Genomic DNA, 17508 nt, shown 5'->3' with positions numbered 1-17508 from the left:
AAGCATCTGGATTTCCGGAGGAGGCTAGGGTTGATATTTGAGGCCTCGGAGTTCATTTTCAAGGCACCGCCGGCGGTGTCCCGGGCACGGCGCGTCCTGGTTAAGCCCAGTGCCTGTTATCAAGTACCATACCCGGCAACTACCAGTCGGGATATGCTGTCAGATATTATCGACGGTATCAGGCGAGTCAGCGACGCCGATATAATACTGCTGGAGGGTGTGCCCGGTGGCAACCCGGTGTACCCGACATACCAGGCCCTGGGGTACAATTTCCCCCGGGTGCTGATGCTGGATGTCAAGGACTGTATCTGGGTAGAGGTAGATAATCCCCTGCCCAAAGCACTGGCGGTGCCAACATTCTGGATACCCAATGTCATCCTGTCCAGTGACTACCTGATAAGCGTTGCGCCGTTGAAGGTTATCAATGGGAAAGGCAGCCTCACCATCCAGAACCTGCTGACATTACTTCCGAATACGAAGTATGACGGGGAAACACCCGGGGGCTGGGATGCTCTTTATGAGCTGGGCATAGACAGGGTGATTACAGACCTCTACTTCACCCTGCCCTTTGACCTGGGAATAGTAGAGGCACGGCAGAAACTCACCTGCTGGGGCGACCCCACCAGGGGCGACGTTGAAGATTGTGGCAAGATATTTGTGGGTGAACCCTATCAGGTAGACCGTGAGGCTTCTGAGGTACTCGGGCTAAGAACTGACTATCTTGACCTTATCAAGATAGCCGAGGTTGGATTCGAAACCTAGGGTTATAGGAGAGGGGAAGGACGTGTGAATAACGAAGTTAATGGTATAGAGCAGGAGGAGTGCTGGTTTATTGATCTTGACTGGTTTGAGCGGAATGCCCGTTCTTTTTCAGTCCTGGCGGAACGCAGTCTGTGCTCCAAATGCCGGAAGCGACTGAAGGGTGACAATCTCTCGGATGACGAGCTCTTCGCCAATATAAAGGACTGCTGCTCCGGGGCTACGGGTTTCATCAGTGGTGCGACACCGATTATGGAGAGCGTGTTCCGCCTTTTCCTGGCTAATGGTAACCAGGCCCTTGACATCATTGAACTGGGGAGGCAACTCAGTGAGTGGCGTGGAGTGGACACCTACCGCACGTCGATCGAGGTGCTGCCTCGTCTCCTCAGTCACGACCGGTACTACGGGATAAGGCCGGTGGGGGACTGACGCCAGGTGTATCTCTGACCCCGAACGAGGAAAGCCGGGGAGAACAGGGTGCTATATCCTGCTATCTGCGACATATGAGTAATATACTTGAAGGTGCAGGCAGCATCGTCAACAGGGTAGAGTGGTAGGCTGCGGTGGTAGAGGTTAGTACCTTATCCTGAAGGTGGTATAGCCTTCGGTATTCGCCGACCAGTCGGTGTCCACCTTCTCCACCCTGGCCGCGGGTGGCCCGGTCTTAAGGCGGTCAAGCAATCTCTGTAGTTGTCCCGTTTCCCCCTCCGCCCGGACTTCCACCGTTCCATCGGGCAGGTTGCGCGCATAGCCGGTCAGACCCAGTTCAGCACCGCGTCTGACGACAAAGGTACGAAAGTAGACACCCTGTACACGACCGTATACTATTGCGTGAAGTGCCACCGGTTCAATCATTATATTACCTCACCGGGAGGCAAGATGGAGTGGGGAGTAGTCTTTATCCAGGCGGCGCAGGCCGTACCGATGGGCCATGATGTTGACATAGGTATCAGTGGAGATTTCCCGGGCGATGAAGCGTACCGTCTCTCCCGTCCCGGCCAGCCCATCTGGTAGAACACGGTTAACCCGGCACTGATGGGGACACAGGGAGCAGGGCTCCAGTTTGGCCCTGGCCTACTGCGCACGAACCCTGAGTTCTCCGGCCTGATGGAGACGTTGATAGCCCGCCACCTGACCTATTCTACCTCTTCCCCTTCTTCCTTCTTGTGCTTCTTGGCTTTCTTGATGATATCCACGGTCATGGGAGGAGGCAGAATGGAGCTGGTCAACGTCTTCCTGGGTTCTTTTTTTTGCTTCTTCGGCTCTCTACGTCTGTAGTCACGTTTTCCCATGGTACTCCCCGCTCCGAGAAGTTGATTGCGTTGAACTTAAGTTTAACAAAGCATTATCATTCTGTAAAGTTGGCCAGGAGTTTCCTCAGTATGGTATGGGCGGCGTCCGTTTCGGCGATTTTCTTGCTTTTACCGGAGCCCTTGCCCAGCACGGTATCGCCCAGCCTTACTTCAACCGTGAACCACCTTTCGTGGGCCGGTCCGGTAGCTTCGATAACGTGGTAGGTGGGTGCCTGCTGCTCCCGCGCCTGGAGTAATTCCTGGAGTTTTGATTTGGAACTGGTGGCTATGCCCTGGCTGACCGCCTTTTCCAATTCGGAATCGAGCAGCCTCAGGACGAAGTCCCCGGCGGCGCCGTAGCCCTGGTCAAGAAAGATAGCTCCGATAAATGCTTCCAGTGCTCCGGCAAGGTTGGCTGGCTTGGTCCGGCCGCCGGTTGCTTCCTCTCCCTTCCCCATAAGGAGATATTCGCCGAGCCCGATGTCTCTGGCTACCCGGGCCAGAGTATTTCCCCGTACCAGGACGGCGCGAAGCTTGGTCATCTCCCCCTCGTTCAAATGGGAGAAATCGGTATAGAGTTTGGCAGCAACCACCAGGCCCAGGACGGCGTCTCCGAGGAACTCCATCCTTTCGTTAGTCGCCGGAGCCAGGTGCGGAAACTCATTGGTGTAGGAGCCATGCACCAGGGCCTCCTTAAGGAGTAGAGGGTTGTTGAAGGAGATTCCGAGGGCTTGCTGCGCTGCGGCCAGGCTTTCCATGAGCAGGACTCCTTTCTCATCTCACCTGTTTCTCAGCTCGTAAACCCAGCGAATTGAAATACGAATCCAGCGAACTGGACTCACAGTCTAGCATAGATAGTCACAGTGGGTCTGTCAACTGTGTGATGCAGCCCAGAATTACAGGTCTTGTCTGCGTGCCTGTTGCCTGCGACATAGTCGTATGCTATAATATTCGGGTTGCTGGGGAATAGTCTAGCGGTAGGACAGCGGACTCTGAATCCGTGTGGGTAGGTTCGAATCCTACTTCCCCAGCCAATTTGGTTTGTTAGGAGTGGGACTTTCAGGTTATTTGAAATCGATCCTGCTTCTTTCCGGTGTGTAGTGGGGAAAACCGAGCCGGGAGGCTGGAAGCCTGGCGGTGAGAGGATGAAATACACAGTCATCATTGAAGAGGGTCGTGAATCGGGTTACATGGCCCATGTTCCTGTTCTTAGAGGATGTGTCTCTCAGGGTGAAACCAGGGAAGAAGCCTTGAAGAACATCAAGGAAGCCATGGAAGCCTATGTTGAGGCGCTTCTTGATGATGGGCTTCCCATTCCTACAGAGGCAGGCAGGGACACCGTGGAGCTTGAGGTTGCCGCTAAGTGAGCAAGCTGCCTCGGGGGCTTTCAGGTGACAGGGTGGTTATGGCGCTTGCCAGGGCAGGCTTCGATATGGTTCCTGAGTCCCCAGCCAATTTGTATTATAAAAGAATCGGTGTGGGTCACCAGTTCGTCCGGTTAATAACTTAATAGTAGAGAGTATCACACCGGTCACTTTGTGGCGCATTCGTCTAGCGGTTAGGACACCTCCCTCTCAAGGAGGAGATCACCGGTTCGAATCCGGTATGCGCTACCAAACTTGACTTATACGGTGGTTCATCTCTATAATACGCTGGCAATTTGTCCGGTTGCGGAAATAGTAATGTTCTTGCCTGAGTAGCTCAGTTGGTTAGAGCAGCTGTCTTGTAAACAGCAGGTCGAGGGTTCGAATCCCCCCTCAGGCTGGGTATGGGTATAGCACGGGGAGGGGTGCCGGAGTGGTTAATCGGAGCAGACTGTAAATCTGCCGCCCTAAGGGCTACGCAGGTTCGAATCCTGCCCCCTCCACCACCGCTTTACTCTGGAGTTGGACTGGACTGCATAATTCGGTATAATAGAGTTTGTACTCTGTAAAATATAGGACGAATGCCCACATAGCTCAGTTGGCAGAGCATACCCTTGGTAAGGGTAAGGTCACCAGTTCGAATCTGGTTGTGGGCTTGGCGAAAGAAGGGGGTCTTTAATGGCAAAGAAGAAGTTTGAACGGACCAAGCCGCACTGCAACGTAGGTACTATTGGCCATGTCGATCATGGTAAGACGACGCTGACTTCGGCGATAACGCTGGTGCTGTCCGCGGCCGGTGGCGGAACGACCGGTTTTCGTTCCTTTGACAGCATTGATAATGCGCCTGAGGAGAAAGCACGGGGCCTAACTATTGCCATTGCTCATATCGAGTACGAGACAGAGAAGCGGCATTATGCTCATATCGACTGCCCCGGGCATGCAGACTTCATCAAGAATATGATTACGGGTGCTGCCCAGATGGATGGTGCGATACTGGTAGTCAGTGCTCCCGATGGACCGATGCCCCAGACACGCGAACACATCCTGCTGGCCCGCCAGGTGGAAGTGCCCAGCATCGTCGTCGCACTTAATAAGGTGGACGTAATGGATGATGAGGAGCTACTGGAACTTGTCGAGATGGAACTACGGGAGTTGCTCTCCAAGTATAATTTCCCCGGTGATGAAATACCGGTAGTCAGGGTGAGTGCCCTCAAGGCGCTGGAGTGCGGTTGCGGTAAGCGTGAGTGCGAGTGGTGTGGTCCCATCCTGAAGCTGATGGATGCCGTTGATGACTATATCCCGACTCCTGACAGACCGAAAGACCTGCCGTTCCTTATGTCAATCGAGGACGTATTCAGCATTAAGGGCCGTGGTACCGTTCCCACCGGGAGAGTGGAAAGGGGAACAGTGAAGGTTGGTGATGACGTTGAGATTGTAGGCCTTCATCATGAGCCCCGTAAGACCACCGTTACCGGTCTGGAGATGTTCCACAAATTACTGGACGAAGCGGAACCGGGTGATGCCGTCGGTGCGCTGCTAAGGGGTATTGACCGGGGTGATATAGAGCGTGGACAGGTACTGGCGAAACCGGGTACGATACATCCCCATACGTATGCGGATGCCCAAGTCTATGTCTTGAGCAGGGATGAGGGAGGCAGGCATACACCCTTCTTCAACGGGTACCGTCCCCAGTTCTATATCCGGACGACAGATGTTACCGGCACCATTGAGCTACCGGAAGGGGTAGAGATGGTTATGCCCGGTGACAATATCACTATGAAGATAAAACTTATATATCCTGTAGCCCTGGAGCCGGGATTGCGTTTTGCTATCCGAGAGGGCGGCAGGACTGTGGGTGCTGGTACCTTCACCAGGATTATCGAGTAGAAATGGCCAGAAAAAGCGAAGCCAGGGTCATCATTCACCTTGCCTGTCCGGAGTGCAAGGAGAGGACCTATACGACGAACAAGAATAGAAGAAACGACTCCCAGCGGTTGGAGCTGAATAAGTACTGCCCGCGGTGTCGTGTTCATACTCTGCATCGAGAAGTGAGGTAGCCTTCAAGGGCAAACGATATGCCATCTAGCAAACGTGCCAATACCAGGCGTGTCAGCGCTTCGACGAAACGCACGGTCGTTCCTGCCACAGGGCCGGTTAATTCCGTGAGGCGCTTTGGTACCAGGTTCAAATTTATCAACGATACTATTGCCGAGATGAAGAAGGTGACCTGGTTGACCAGACGGGAGGCTATGTATCTTAGCGGTCTGGTCCTTCTGGTTGCTGTCAGCGTTGGTATTGTGCTCGGGCTGCTTGACCTGGGCCTGAGCGAAATCGTTACCAGGTTTCTCCTGAACGGCTGAAGTTGTTCAATAAGGGATGGGAAGGCTGTTTCCCCTGTAGCCTTTTTCTGAATGAGGTTGTGTGTGGGTAATAACGGAAAAGACTGGTATACAATCCATACCTACTCCGGGTATGAAGAGCGGGTTAAGAAGAACCTGGAGCAGCGCGTTAAGTTTATGGATTCCCGTGACGAGATTGCGCAGGTAGTGATACCCACTGTGGAAGAGGTGGAGATAAGGGGCGGACAGAGGCGTACCGTTGCCAATAAGATATTGCCCGGCTATATTCTCATTGAAATGACAATGACAGACCAGAGCTGGAACATCGTGCGCAATACGCCCGGGGTTACCGGCTTTGTCGGCAGTGGCGGTAAGCCCGTAGCGCTGCTGGACGATGAGGTGGAGCAAATCCTGAAGCAGATGCGGTCCGAGACACCGCAGGTCAAGATTGGTTTCCGGCAGGGCCAGAGCGTCCGGGTGACGGATGGCCCGTTTGCCGATTTCGTTGGTATAGTGGATGAGATAAGTACCGAGAAGGGCAAGGTGAAGGTGTTACTCTCCCTTTTCGGACGGGAAACGCCAGTGGAGCTTGACTTCCTCCAGGTGGAGAAGCTCTGAGTGTTCTGGGATTGGAGGTAGAGTGGCAAAGAAGATTATTGCCGTAATAAAGTTACAGATAGAAGCCGGGAAGGCAAATCCGGCACCCCCGGTTGGCCCGGCGCTGGGCCAGCACGGGGTCAATATCATGGGATTCTGCAAGGAGTATAACGACCGTACCGCTTCGCAGGCCGGCTCCATCATCCCGGTGGATATCAGTGTCTTTGAAGACAGGTCATATTCCTTTGTTACCAAGACACCACCAACAACAGACCTGCTGAAGAAGGCCCTGGATGTGGAGAAAGGGTCCGGGGCTGCCGGGCGAGAGGGAATGCCGGCACTGTCCCGCGAGAAGTTGACCGAGATAGCCCAGTTTAAGGTGAAAGACCTGAACGCCACCTCCCTCGAAGCGGCGGAACGTATTGTGGCAGGCACGGCACGAAGTATGGGGATTGAGATAGAACAGGAATGACAAAACACGGAAAGAAATACCGAGAAGCAATTGAGCTCCTGGATAAGACAACGGCCTATTCCCCGGAGGAGGCTGTGGACCTCGCCAAGAAGATGGCGAAAGCCGGTTTTGATGAAACGGTTGAGCTTCATCTTCGGATGGGGCTCGACCCCCGCAACGCCAGCCAGCAGGTACGCGGCGTTGCCCTTCTGCCGAGCGGATTGGGGAAGAAGGTACGGGTGCTTGTCTTTGCCCAGGGTGAGGCCAGCCGGATTGCCGAGGAGGCCGGGGCCGATTACATTGGCGATGACGACTTGACCAAAAAGATTGAGGACGGCTGGCTGGAGTTTGACACGGCTATTGCCACTCCGGACATGATGAGCAAGGTAGGGAAACTGGGGCGAGTTCTGGGCAGACGTGGACTGATGCCCAACCCCAAGTCCGGGACGGTGGTATCGGCCGAGGACCTGCCGCGCGTAATCGAAGATGCCCGCAAGGGCAGGGTGGAGTTCAAACTGGACAGAACGGCCATTATCCACGTGCCGTTGGGTAAGGTTAGCTTTGATAATGAGAGCCTGATGAGTAACCTGTCTGCGGTGGTGGAGGCGGTAATGAAGGCCAAGCCGAGTGGTGCCAAGGGCCAGTATGTAAGGTCCGCTTTCTTGACCACGACAATGGGGCCAGGTATCAGACTTGACCTCAGACCGACACTCGCGCTGACCTCCAGTTGATATGTTTGGTGCCGGGTATTAGAATAGGTATGCCAGATAAGTAGTATGCCACCAGTAACCGGGTAGCGAATACACTATTAAGGAGGAGCAATGGCAGGTATAGTATCATATGGAGCATACATCCCGTATTACCGAATGCCCCGAAGCGTGATGAATGCCGCTTGGGGGCGTGGTGGGGGACGTGGTGAGAGGGCAGTGGCCGGCTATGATGAGGACTCGACTAGCATGTCGGTCTCTGCGGGTATCGACTGTCTTAAAGGCACTGACCCGAAGACGGTTGATGCCGTATTCATGGCGACTACTACCCCACCCTATCTCGAGCGGCAGAACTCGAATATAGTGGCCACTGCCCTTGACTTCCGCCGGGATGCGCGAAACACGGATTTTGGCAACTGCCTCAGGTCAGGGGTTTCCGCCCTGCAATCTGCCATAGAGGCAGTCAGCGCAGGTTCGCTCAACAGTGTCCTGGTAACCGTGGCTGATATGCGTCTTGGGGAATGTGGTGGAGAGTTCGAGCAGTCCTCGGGCGATGGTGCTGCCGCTTTCCTGGTGGGGAATGAAGGGGTGGCAGTTGAGGTCGAGGGTAGTTACACTTATTCTGACGACCTTTCCGATAACTGGAGAATCGATGGCGACACATTTGTTAGCTCATGGGAGGACCGTTTTGGGCGTGATGCCGGTTACAGCAGGACGCCGGTCGAAGTGGTGAAGGGAGTCCTGGGGAAGCTGAACCTGACACCCAAGGATATCACCAAGGCCTGCATCTATGGCGCCAATGCCAGAGCGCAGGGCAGTCTGGCCAGAGCAATGGGTTTTGCTCCGGAACAGGTTCAGGACCCAATGCTTGACAATATGGGCAACACCGGGGCGGCACTTGCTCCAATGATTCTGATTGCAGCTCTGGAAGACGCCAAGCCGGGAGACAGGTTCCTGATGGTAAGTTGGGGCAATGGTTGTGACGCTGTTGTGCTCAAGGCTACTGATGAAATTGAGAAGATTAAGGACAGAAGGGCCATCAGGCGTCATCTTGCCATTAAGGGGACGCTTGACAACTACGGAAAGTATATGCGCTGGCGGGGCCTGGTACCGACCGCCGTTCGTCGTGGCATGAGAGTAGCCATGTCGGCGGAGTGGAGAGAACGGCAGCTCGGCTTGCCTCTCTACGGCGTGAAATGCCTGAATTGCGGCACAGTCCAGCTTTACATGAGCGGCTCTTCAATGCGCACCCATATCTGTCACGAGTGTCAGGCGAAAGACAACTTCGAGCCCTACCGGTTTGCCGATAAGATGGGTAAAACAGTCAGCTTCAGCCATGACTTCCTGGGTGGAGGTATCAATCCGCCGATGACACGGGCAGTCATTGACTTCGAGGGGGGCGGTAGAGGTTTGTTTGACATGGTTGACCGTGACCCCGAAGAGTGCAAGGTAGGTCTGCCTGTCGAGATGACCTTCAGGAAGATACCGTTGGGACCCGGCTCCAGCAGTTACTTCTGGAAGTGCAAGCCGGTCAGAGAGTAAAATATTTACCAGTAGAATAGATAATCAGGGAGGTATTTGAAGATGCCAGGAAGTATCAGGGATAGGGTTGCTGTTGTTGGAATGGGGTGCACCAAATTCGGAGAGCGCTGGGATGCCAGTGCCCATGACATGATTGTAGACGCTTCCTATCAGGCCTTTGAAGATGCCGGGATAGGGCCCAAGGACATCGAGGCTGCCTGGATAGGAACCGCAACAGGCTCCACCGGAATGTCATTGTCTGAGCCTCTAAGGTTGCAGTACATCCCCGTTACCAGAGTAGAGAATGCCTGTGCCACGGCTTCAGATGCGTTCCGGAATGCCAGCTATGCTGTGGCTGCCGGTATCTACGACATCGTGCTGGCTGTTGGTGCCGACAAGTACAAGGATAGTGGCCTCAGCGGACTGACCGACGGCTCAACCCCCGGGCCCGGTCATGCTATGACGGCGGGAGCCACAGGTCCACCGCCGGCGCAGTTTGCCATGCTGGCTACCACTTACTTCGACCACTATGGTCTCAGCTATGAGGAAGGCAAGCACATGATAGGCCGGGTCTCCTGGAAGAGCCATATGAATGGTGCCCGGCACAAGAAGGCGCATTTCCAGAGGGAAGTCAGTATGGACGCGATTCTCAATGCGCCGATGATTGCCTGGCCCCTGGGGCTGTATGACTGCTGTGGCGTCAGCGATGGCGCAGCGGCTGCCATTATCACGACACCGGAAATAGCAAGGAGCATGCGGAAGGGCAAAGAGCCGCCCATGTTTGTCAAGGCGCTGCAGATTGCCATGGCACCCAATGACGGCAACTTCAACACCAAGTTCGACTACATGCATGTTGAAGCTACGGTACGGGCCGGAGAGAGAGCCTACACGGAGGCTGGTATTACCAACCCGCGTGAGCAAATCAGCATGGCCGAGGTCCATGACTGCTTCTCCATCACTGAGGCGGTCACGATGGAGGACCTCAAGTTCAGCGAGCGGGGTAAGGTCCTGAGGGATATCGAGGACGGCTTCTTTGATCTGGATGGTGGTCTGCCGGTACAGCCTGATGGCGGCCTGAAGTGCTTTGGGCATCCCATTGGTGCCAGTGGAATACGGATGCTCTACGAGATGTACAACCAGCTTCAGGGCAAGGCCGATACCATGCTTAATCCAGGGCAGCCTTCCCGGCAGATAAGTAACCCCAAGCTGGGGTTGACCCACAATCTGGGTGGTGGTCCGGCTGGGTGTGCCATATTCGTAGGTATCGTGGGACTGGAAGGGGCCTAATCCTGTCTGACATGCGGTAATAATCGGGATACAGTAAGGACTTGTTACTGTGAGGGCTGGCCATGACTTAAGAGCAAGGCCAGCCCTCTTTATAGCTGAAAACTACGTTTCGCCTGGGTTCTGGGGTTGGAATGCTGTGGTTTTTGGCCGTAATTAAAGGCCGTGACCAGAGGTTATAACCTTTGGTCAATATGACGTCAAGGAGGTATGATGGCAGGAATCACATCGTACGGAGCTTACATTCCGTTCTACAGACTGGGGAAAGACACAGCGGGGTGGGGCAGACCCATAGAGAAACCGGTGGTCAACTTTGATGAAGACAGCATAACCATGGCAGTAGCCGCCGGCATGGACTGCATTAGCGGTGGGGACCGTGAGGTAGTAGACAGTCTTATTTTCGCTACCACCACCTCACCCTACATAGAGAAGCAGGGAGCTGCCATGGTTGCCGCGGTGGTTGACCTGCGCCGTGACATCGCTACTAATGACGCCACTAACTCTCTACGGGCCGGCACGCAGGCCCTGAGGTCGGCAGTGGACGCGGTTAAGGCCGGCTCAGCGAAGCAGGTCATGGTTACGGCGGCCGACTGCCGGACGGGTACGCCGGGTACGGAGTTCGACCAGACCTCCGGCGATGGCGCCGGTGCCCTTCTTATTGGAAACGAGGGTGTTATCGCTGAGGTCATCGATAGCTACTCGGTATCCGACGAGGTGCTGGATAACTGGCGGGCTGAGGGTGACAGCACGGTGCGGACATGGGAAGACCGCTTTGTATTGCAGACCGGATATCTTTCCGTCATGCCGGAGGCGATTCAGGGTCTGCTCAAGAAAGTGAACCTGGATATCAAAGACATAGACAAGGCCGTACTCTATGGTCCTAACCCAAGGCGGCACGCCGAGATGGCACGGCAACTTGGTCTGGACGCTGGCCAGGTGCAGGACCCATTGTTCGGTCAGATGGGCAATACCGGTGCTGCTTATTCCCTGATGCAGCTTATCGCTGCCCTGGAGGAAGCAAAACCGGGGCAGAAGATTCTGGTTGCCAGCTATGGCGATGGCGCCGATGCTATCCTTCTGGAAACAACCGACCAGATTACCAATTTCAACGGCAAACGCGGAATCAAGGGTAACCTTGAGAAGAAACGGATACGTAAGAGTGTCGGTGTCAGGGGCGCCACAGTAAAGGGACTGGAAGGCGGTCCCCCGTCAGCATCGGCCCGTTGGCGGGCTCGTGAATCGATTGACCGCCTGCATGGAGCGAAGTGCCTTAGCTGCGGCCTGATACAATACCCGCCGCAGAGGATATGCAGCCGGTGCCATACCAAGGACCAGTGGCAGACGGTACGTCTCTCCAATAAACCGGGTAAGATATTCACCTTCTCCCTGGACTATCTTGTAGGTGGTGTCGATAGTCCGCTGGCAATCACAATTATTAACTTTGAGGGCGGTGGCAGGGGTATGTTTACTATGACCGACCGCGAGGTTGAGGATGTACAGTGTGAAAAACCGGTTGAGATGACCTTCCGTAAACTCCGTTCTTCGGGTGGTGTTCATAACTACTTCTGGAAAGCAATGCCCCAGAGGTTCTAGGGAGCGTTTCAGGGTATTGCGTAGATAGTAATTAATAAACCCCGATATCTTAGGAGGACAGATACATGCAGAGTATCAAGGACAGGGTTGCCATAGTCGGTATGGGTTGTTCCAAGTTCGGCGAGCGCTGGGATATGGGTACCGAGGACCTGCTGGTAGAGTCCACCAGTGAGGCATTCGAAGACGCCGGTGTTAAATCAGAGGATATCCAGGCTGCGTGGTTGGGTACTCAGAACCAGATGTCAGGGCAAATACTGGCACATGCAATAAAGACCGAGTATATTCCCATTACGAGGATTGAGAATTTCTGTGCTACCGGCACAAATGCCATGATGGATGCCTGTTTTGCCGTGGCCGCAGGCATCTATGACCTGGTTCTGGTTGCCGGAGTCGAGAAGCTCAAGGATTCCGGTGTTGGCTTTCTCACCGGTGGTGGCGGACAGCCGTCAGCCCAGACCGCACCGGGAGTCCCGCCTCCGGCGCAGTTTGCCCTGGCGGCTAACCGGTACTTCTACCAGTACGGCTTGAGCTATGAAGAGGGCAAGCAGATGCTGGCTAAGATTGATGTAAAGAACCATTACAACGGTTCGCTTAACCCGAAGGCCCACTTCCAGAGGGCGATAACCGAAGAGCAGGCAATCAATGCCCCGATGCAGGCATTCCCGCTCGGGCTGTACGACTGTTGTGGTGTCAGTGATGGCTCGGCAGCGGCGATTATTACGCGGCCGGAGATAGCCAAGACGATGCGTGATGACTATATCCTGGTGAAGGGTCTCGGCCTCGGTGTGGGTGCTCAACAGGGCAGTCTGCGTGACTACTATGACTTTACGCACTTCGACGAGGCAGTTTATTCCTCCCGGATGGCCTATGAGCAGGCAGGCGTCAAGAACCCGCGTGAGGAGATTGACGTCTGTGAGGTTCATGACTGCTTCTCTATTACCGAAGCAATTACTATGGAGGACGTTGGTTTTAGTCCTCGTGGTACGGTTAAGAACGACATCGACAACGGCTTCTTCGAGCTCAGTGGTGACGGTCCCAAGGTAAACACCGATGGTGGCCTGAAATGCTTCGGGCATCCGATTGGCGCCAGCGGTGTCCGCATGATATATGAGGTCTACAAGCAGCTCCAGGGAAAGGCCGATAGGCGCCAGGTGAAGAATGTCAGGCTGGGAATGACGCACAATCTGGGCGGTCAGCCGGGCTCATTCACCGGTGCAATCTCCATCTGGGGAACCAGAGACTAATTGCGGAAAAAGTAGTATAATATAATAAACTGAATATCCTGAGACAGTGGGTGCCGATTCTGGCCGGAAGGCCGACGGCTTAAACCAGGCTTCAAAGTGAGCTTTGAAGCACGCTTCAGAGTAGACTCTGAAGTGCGCCTGCCGAGGAAACAGGTGGCTGATAACCGGACGATAATGTCATGGAGATTAGCCGGAGTAACTGGGTTAGTCCAGCGAAAGTCCTTGTGCGGCAGGTACAGGGACTTTCTTTATAACGGGCGTTCATTGTGGCAGGGACTTAGAGGAAGGAAGGTGGGAAAGTAGGAAAGTGTCCAGAGAGAAGAAGAGGCAAGCCATAGAGCAGTTGCAGGAGGAAATCTCCGGTTGCAGTATCGGTATCCTGACGGACTACCGGGGCCTGTCCAATTCGGAGATAACCGCATTGCGACGCAGAATTCAGGAGTCAAACGGTGCCTACCGGGTGGTGAAGAATACCCTGAGCCGTTTTGCTGCGGAGCGGGCAGGCCAACCGGACCTGGCCGAGGTCTTTCAAGGGCCGGTAGCCATTGCCTTTGGCTATGGCAGCATTACCGAGGTCAGCAAGGCACTAACGGACTACATTCGTACCGCGGGGACTACCGTCAGTATTAAGAGCGGCTTTCTGCCGGGCAGGGTGCTCACTGTAGAAGAGGTTATGAGCATTGCTAACCTGCCGTCAAGGGAAGTAATGCTGGCAAGAGTGCTTGGCGGGATGATGAGCCCCATTTCCGGGTTGGTGAACTGCCTGGCCAGCCCACTGCGAGGACTCGCGGGAGTATTGCAGGCTAGAATCCAACAGCTAGAGGGAGAACAGAATGGCTGAACAAGAGACAGAAGCGACCCAGGAAGCAGCGGCTACAGAAGCAGCAGCGGCAACAGAAGTGGCCCAGGAAGCAACGGCTACAGCAGCAGCGGCTACAGAAGTCGTGGCTGAAGAGAAACCCAAGGCGGCCAAAGCACCTGCCAAGGCAACTAAAGCGAAAAAGACCTCAGCTATCGATGACATCATGAATGCCGTCAAGAAGATGAATGTCCTTGAACTATCCGAACTGGTGAAGGCTCTGGAAGAGGAGTTTGGCGTCAGTGCGGCCGCCCCGATGGCCATGGCCGTTCCGGCAGGAGCAGGACAGGCAGACGCTGCGGCAGAGGTAGAAGAGCAGACAGAGTTCAACGTAATCCTCAAGGACTTCGGTGCCAACAAGATTAACGTCATCAAGGCAGTGCGTGAACTGACAGCCCTGGGTCTGAAGGAGTCCAAGGACCTGGTAGAGGGCGCTCCTAAGGCAGTAAGAGAGGGTGTGACCAAAGAGGATGCCGCCAGCATGAAGGAGAAGCTGGAAGCCGCCGGTGCCACGGTAGAGATTACCTAGAAACACAGTACTGCTGGAGTAGTGAAGATGTTGCCTGTCCTTACTGAGTTGGGGAGACGGGGTAAGTCGTTTTACCTGGCGAGGTAGAGGGCAGGGCCGGGAGCAAGCGCTTATACCTGAATAGCCTCCAGGAGGTGCAGCAAGGTATGGCTTCCCAGGGTTGGTTGATACCGTTGGTGGTGGGGGGTGTATTCGTCATCCTCGGTCTGGGTCTAGTGATGTGGGGTAGAAGGGAAGAGAAGAGATACTACGATTCCCTGACTACCCGTACCGACCTCAGAGAATTCATTGAGCACTGGCCGGGGCGCCCCCAACCCGGGGCACTGAAGGCGGGTGGCTGGATAGCCATGGCTGTCGGTCTGGTCATAGCCGTCACCGGTGGGATACTGGGGCTGGTGGGATAGCCCGTTACCTGACGCTCCACCGGGTTACTGAGGACTGGCGGTATTTGGCTCCCGGGGCTTTCCACCGGTCTCTCGCTGATGTAAAACCACTATGCCGCTCCTGTTCCTTGTAACAGGAGCGGCATACAGTACCGGTGCAGAAAGGCAACTGAATCCCGAGCGACCAGGCCTTTATCGTCCTGAGCCAATCAGGACAACAAACCCGGGTTGTAGCAGTTGTTGTCCGGTTTGCTTACTTCTTCCAGCCCGAGCGTGCACCCAGTCCCATTCCGATTGGCCCCGCCGGCCAGTTGAACCCCAGCATCATGGCGGTATCGACATCTTCCGCAGTAGCGATGCCTTCATCGACTATCTTCTGCGCTTCTCTCCGCGCGGCACCGAAGACGCGGTTACCGATGAAGCCGGTATCTCCGGGTACATCCTTGACGCGGACCGGTGTTTTGCCCATGCTCTTTGACAGGTCTTCAATCAGCTTGATTGTCTCTTCGGAGGTGTCTGCGGTGTAGGTTACCTCGACCAGCTTCATGATATTGGCCGGGCTGAAGAGGTGCATACCGACGAAGATATCCTTGCGTTCCGTTGCTACTGCCAGGTCGGCGATGGTAAATACCGAGGTGTTGCTGGCGAAGGCGGCTTCCTTCTTGACGAGCTTGTCCAGTTCAGCCCAGACCTTCAGTTTCAGCGGCTTATTCTCCAGCTGGCCGTTTTCGCCCCCGCCAATGGCTTCAATGATGAGGTCGCAGTCCTTGAGGTCTTCGACTTTGGTGGTCAGAGTCAGCCGGGCCATAGCCTGGTCCATTTCCTCCTGGGTCTGCTTGCCCCGTTCGACACCGCCCTTGATACCGAAGCGGCCATTGGCAATTGTGTCCCTGGTACGTTCCAGTATCTCATCCGTCAAATCGCGGCAGATGACCTTGTAACCGGCCAGAATCGCCGATTGAGAAATGCCGCCTCCCATCACACCGGCACCCACTACACCAATGCTCTTAACATCTTCCAGTTTCACTGTTTGCCTCCCTATTTTAATTTAATCATGTAGATAACCAAGCGTAGTAACCTACACCTATGATATTAGACGGGTTGGCTGTTTTTTTCAAGTGGTTGTACCCGTCCGGTACGCCAACAGGGTGCTGAAAAAGGAGAGTCCAGAGGGAGCGCCCCTCAGAATGACATGTCAACGGTGTGTCACCCTTCTGTCTGAACGAGAGCACCGGTCTGCGATGGAACACCCTGTCTCAAGCCGGACCTGCCGTGCCGGCTCTGACATGCGGGAGACTGTATTGTGGAGCACCTGCGATAGTCTACTGGCCCTTGAACTCCGGTTCCCGCTTCTCAACGAAGGCTTGAGCGCCCTCCCGGAAGTCCTCGCTACGCCACAGGGTCTGCTCTACGGTGGTTATGTAGTCCTTGAGGCTGTAGGGGTCAAGGATTGACTTGTAGAGACTCCGCTTTATCGCCTGCTGCGCCAGTGGAGCACCCTTCATCAGCTTGCGGGCCTTCTTCCTGGCCGCGTCCAGCAGACTCTCCGGGGCGACCACTTCACTGACCAGACCGATTTTCAGTGCTTCCTCGGCACCCACCCACTCGCCGGAAAGCATGATTTCCAGCGCCTGGGAAATCCCCACTATCTCCTTGAGGATGGCCAGTCCGGGGATGGTTCCCTGTATCCCTCTTCTCACATACATGTAGGAGAACCTGGCATTCTCAGAGGCGATGCGGATATCGCAGGCGAGGGCGATGTCGAACCCCATGCCCACCGCCGGACCGTTGACGGCGGCGATGGTCGGCTTGCGGTGCAGGAGGCCGCTACCGGAGTGGTCTTCGGTGCCGGTGACGTAGCCCTTCCATCGGTCGGTGTTCATCTGTTCGCTGTCTTTGCCGACGAATATCTGTTTGACGTCGTCGCCGGCGTGAAAGGCGCGACCGGCACCGGTGAGGATGAGGACCCTGACATCGTCATCATCGGCGGCTTCCCTCATAGCCTGGCCCATTTCACCATAGAGCTTCATATTACCGGCGTTCATCGCCTCCGGCCGGTTGAAGGTCAGGGTGGCGATTCCTTCTTCCTTCTCGTAAATGATGGCTTCGTAACTCATTTGTTTACCTCCCTACTTTGTATATCGATGGTATTATTATCGTTCTCCGTTGCTGCCTCCAGTCCGGAGATGGTAGTCAGCTTACCGGCCGTCCACTCTGCTAGACCAGGCTCCTGGGGCGGTACTGGATGGCTTCGGCAAGGTGTGGTGCCCTGATGATATCGCCGTTTTCGAGGTCGGCGATGGTTCTGGCCAGCTTGAGGATGCGGTGAAAGGCCCGGGCAGAGAGGTTCAGCTGGTGCATGGCAGCCCTGAGCAGGCCCTGTGCGGAGTCCTCGGCGTGGCAGTGCTCCCGGACATCGTTGGCTGTCATTTCGGCGTTGCAGATGAGCCTGGTGCCACGGAAGCGCTCCTGCTGCCGGAGGCGTGTGGTGGCGACGCGGGCCTGCACTTCGCTCGACCCTTCACCCAGTCGCTCGTCGGTGAGCTTTTCGTAGTCGACACGGGGCACTTCGACGAATATGTCCAC

The 17508-nt window shown here is 55.2% G+C and carries 23 protein-coding genes and 5 tRNA genes; 22 read left to right on the top strand and 6 right to left on the bottom strand.

Features of this window, described 5'->3' with window-relative positions; all coding sequences use genetic code 11:
• Positions 1 to 30: 30 nt before the first annotated feature.
• Positions 31 to 762 carry a DUF362 domain-containing protein gene (locus VMW13_05260; protein HUV44220.1) on the top strand — a complete coding sequence of 244 codons (732 nt, stop codon included), beginning with the start codon at positions 31 to 33 and terminating at the stop codon, positions 760 to 762.
• A gap of 24 nt (positions 763 to 786) precedes the next feature.
• Positions 787 to 1188, top strand: coding sequence for a hypothetical protein (locus VMW13_05255; GenBank protein ID HUV44219.1), 402 nt, complete (start codon positions 787 to 789; stop codon positions 1186 to 1188).
• A 144-nt stretch (positions 1189 to 1332) separates the two neighbouring features.
• Here the strand turns inward: VMW13_05255 and VMW13_05250 are convergent, their stop codons facing one another.
• Entirely contained in the window at positions 1333 to 1614 is a 282-nt protein-coding gene (locus tag VMW13_05250; GenBank protein HUV44218.1) for an acylphosphatase, read from the bottom strand.
• 24 nt (positions 1615 to 1638) lie between these two features.
• Between VMW13_05250 and VMW13_05245 the strand changes: the two genes are divergently transcribed.
• A complete protein-coding gene (locus VMW13_05245; GenBank protein ID HUV44217.1) occupies positions 1639 to 1773 on the top strand; it encodes a hypothetical protein in 135 nt (44 codons plus the stop codon).
• Positions 1774 to 1895: 122 nt separating this feature from the next.
• Here the strand turns inward: VMW13_05245 and VMW13_05240 are convergent, their stop codons facing one another.
• Entirely contained in the window at positions 1896 to 2051 is a 156-nt protein-coding gene (locus VMW13_05240) for a hypothetical protein (GenBank protein ID HUV44216.1), read from the bottom strand.
• A gap of 56 nt (positions 2052 to 2107) precedes the next feature.
• Positions 2108 to 2809 carry a ribonuclease III gene (gene rnc / locus VMW13_05235; GenBank protein HUV44215.1) on the bottom strand — a complete coding sequence of 234 codons (702 nt, stop codon included), beginning with the start codon at positions 2807 to 2809 and terminating at the stop codon, positions 2108 to 2110.
• A 202-nt stretch (positions 2810 to 3011) separates the two neighbouring features.
• Between rnc and VMW13_05230 the strand changes: the two genes are divergently transcribed.
• From VMW13_05230 to VMW13_05140, 19 genes are all read left to right on the top strand, one after another.
• Positions 3012 to 3085: transfer RNA gene (locus VMW13_05230), tRNA-Gln, on the top strand.
• A gap of 111 nt (positions 3086 to 3196) precedes the next feature.
• Positions 3197 to 3418, top strand: coding sequence for a type II toxin-antitoxin system HicB family antitoxin (locus VMW13_05225; protein HUV44214.1), 222 nt, complete (start codon positions 3197 to 3199; stop codon positions 3416 to 3418).
• Positions 3419 to 3591: 173 nt separating this feature from the next.
• Positions 3592 to 3667 (top strand) — tRNA-Glu (locus tag VMW13_05220).
• Positions 3668 to 3741: 74 nt separating this feature from the next.
• Positions 3742 to 3815, top strand: a tRNA-Thr gene (locus VMW13_05215).
• 19 nt (positions 3816 to 3834) lie between these two features.
• Positions 3835 to 3921 (top strand) — tRNA-Tyr (locus VMW13_05210).
• Positions 3922 to 3998: 77 nt separating this feature from the next.
• Positions 3999 to 4071, top strand: a tRNA-Thr gene (locus VMW13_05205).
• A gap of 22 nt (positions 4072 to 4093) precedes the next feature.
• Positions 4094 to 5302, top strand: a complete 1209-nt coding sequence (gene tuf / locus VMW13_05200; protein ID HUV44213.1) for an elongation factor Tu — start codon at positions 4094 to 4096, stop codon at positions 5300 to 5302.
• 2 nt (positions 5303 to 5304) lie between these two features.
• Positions 5305 to 5472, top strand: coding sequence for a 50S ribosomal protein L33 (gene rpmG / locus VMW13_05195; protein HUV44212.1), 168 nt, complete (start codon positions 5305 to 5307; stop codon positions 5470 to 5472).
• 18 nt (positions 5473 to 5490) lie between these two features.
• Entirely contained in the window at positions 5491 to 5775 is a 285-nt protein-coding gene (gene secE, locus VMW13_05190) for a preprotein translocase subunit SecE (protein ID HUV44211.1), read from the top strand.
• Positions 5776 to 5838: 63 nt separating this feature from the next.
• A complete protein-coding gene (nusG, locus tag VMW13_05185) occupies positions 5839 to 6372 on the top strand; it encodes a transcription termination/antitermination protein NusG (protein ID HUV44210.1) in 534 nt (177 codons plus the stop codon).
• Positions 6373 to 6394: 22 nt separating this feature from the next.
• Entirely contained in the window at positions 6395 to 6823 is a 429-nt protein-coding gene (rplK, locus tag VMW13_05180; GenBank protein HUV44209.1) for a 50S ribosomal protein L11, read from the top strand.
• Entirely contained in the window at positions 6820 to 7533 is a 714-nt protein-coding gene (gene rplA, locus VMW13_05175) for a 50S ribosomal protein L1 (GenBank protein ID HUV44208.1), read from the top strand. The genes rplK and rplA overlap by 4 nt, the downstream gene beginning before the upstream one ends.
• A gap of 90 nt (positions 7534 to 7623) precedes the next feature.
• On the top strand, positions 7624 to 9051 hold the full coding sequence (locus VMW13_05170) for a 3-oxoacyl-[acyl-carrier-protein] synthase III C-terminal domain-containing protein (GenBank protein ID HUV44207.1): 1428 nt from the start codon (positions 7624 to 7626) through the stop codon (positions 9049 to 9051).
• 42 nt (positions 9052 to 9093) lie between these two features.
• Positions 9094 to 10317 carry an acetyl-CoA acetyltransferase gene (locus VMW13_05165; protein HUV44206.1) on the top strand — a complete coding sequence of 408 codons (1224 nt, stop codon included), beginning with the start codon at positions 9094 to 9096 and terminating at the stop codon, positions 10315 to 10317.
• A 207-nt stretch (positions 10318 to 10524) separates the two neighbouring features.
• Entirely contained in the window at positions 10525 to 11907 is a 1383-nt protein-coding gene (locus VMW13_05160) for a 3-oxoacyl-[acyl-carrier-protein] synthase III C-terminal domain-containing protein (protein ID HUV44205.1), read from the top strand.
• Between the two features lie 65 nt (positions 11908 to 11972).
• Positions 11973 to 13151 carry an acetyl-CoA acetyltransferase gene (locus VMW13_05155; GenBank protein HUV44204.1) on the top strand — a complete coding sequence of 393 codons (1179 nt, stop codon included), beginning with the start codon at positions 11973 to 11975 and terminating at the stop codon, positions 13149 to 13151.
• A gap of 307 nt (positions 13152 to 13458) precedes the next feature.
• Complete coding sequence (gene rplJ / locus VMW13_05150; GenBank protein ID HUV44203.1) at positions 13459 to 13992, top strand: 50S ribosomal protein L10; 534 nt, start codon at positions 13459 to 13461, stop codon at positions 13990 to 13992.
• 172 nt (positions 13993 to 14164) lie between these two features.
• Positions 14165 to 14539 carry a 50S ribosomal protein L7/L12 gene (gene rplL, locus VMW13_05145; protein ID HUV44202.1) on the top strand — a complete coding sequence of 125 codons (375 nt, stop codon included), beginning with the start codon at positions 14165 to 14167 and terminating at the stop codon, positions 14537 to 14539.
• 146 nt (positions 14540 to 14685) lie between these two features.
• Positions 14686 to 14943 carry a hypothetical protein gene (locus tag VMW13_05140; protein ID HUV44201.1) on the top strand — a complete coding sequence of 86 codons (258 nt, stop codon included), beginning with the start codon at positions 14686 to 14688 and terminating at the stop codon, positions 14941 to 14943.
• Positions 14944 to 15175: 232 nt separating this feature from the next.
• On the opposite strand, the gene VMW13_05135 is transcribed toward VMW13_05140, so the two are convergent.
• The 3 genes from VMW13_05135 to VMW13_05125 form a co-directional block, all read right to left on the bottom strand.
• The gene (locus VMW13_05135; GenBank protein ID HUV44200.1) at positions 15176 to 15949 is read right to left on the bottom strand and encodes a 3-hydroxyacyl-CoA dehydrogenase family protein; all 774 of its coding nucleotides are present in this window, start codon (positions 15947 to 15949) and stop codon (positions 15176 to 15178) included.
• 295 nt (positions 15950 to 16244) lie between these two features.
• A complete protein-coding gene (locus tag VMW13_05130; protein HUV44199.1) occupies positions 16245 to 17039 on the bottom strand; it encodes an enoyl-CoA hydratase/isomerase family protein in 795 nt (264 codons plus the stop codon).
• A 100-nt stretch (positions 17040 to 17139) separates the two neighbouring features.
• On the bottom strand, positions 17140 to 17508 hold a 369-nt coding region (locus VMW13_05125), incomplete at its 5' end, for a magnesium chelatase (GenBank protein ID HUV44198.1).

It is taken from the genome of Dehalococcoidales bacterium, assembly GCA_035529395.1.
Taxonomy (GTDB): domain Bacteria; phylum Chloroflexota; class Dehalococcoidia; order Dehalococcoidales; family Fen-1064; genus DUES01.
The sequence above is the reverse complement of the archived record's forward strand: the minus strand, read 5'-3'. Positions and strand labels throughout refer to the sequence as shown.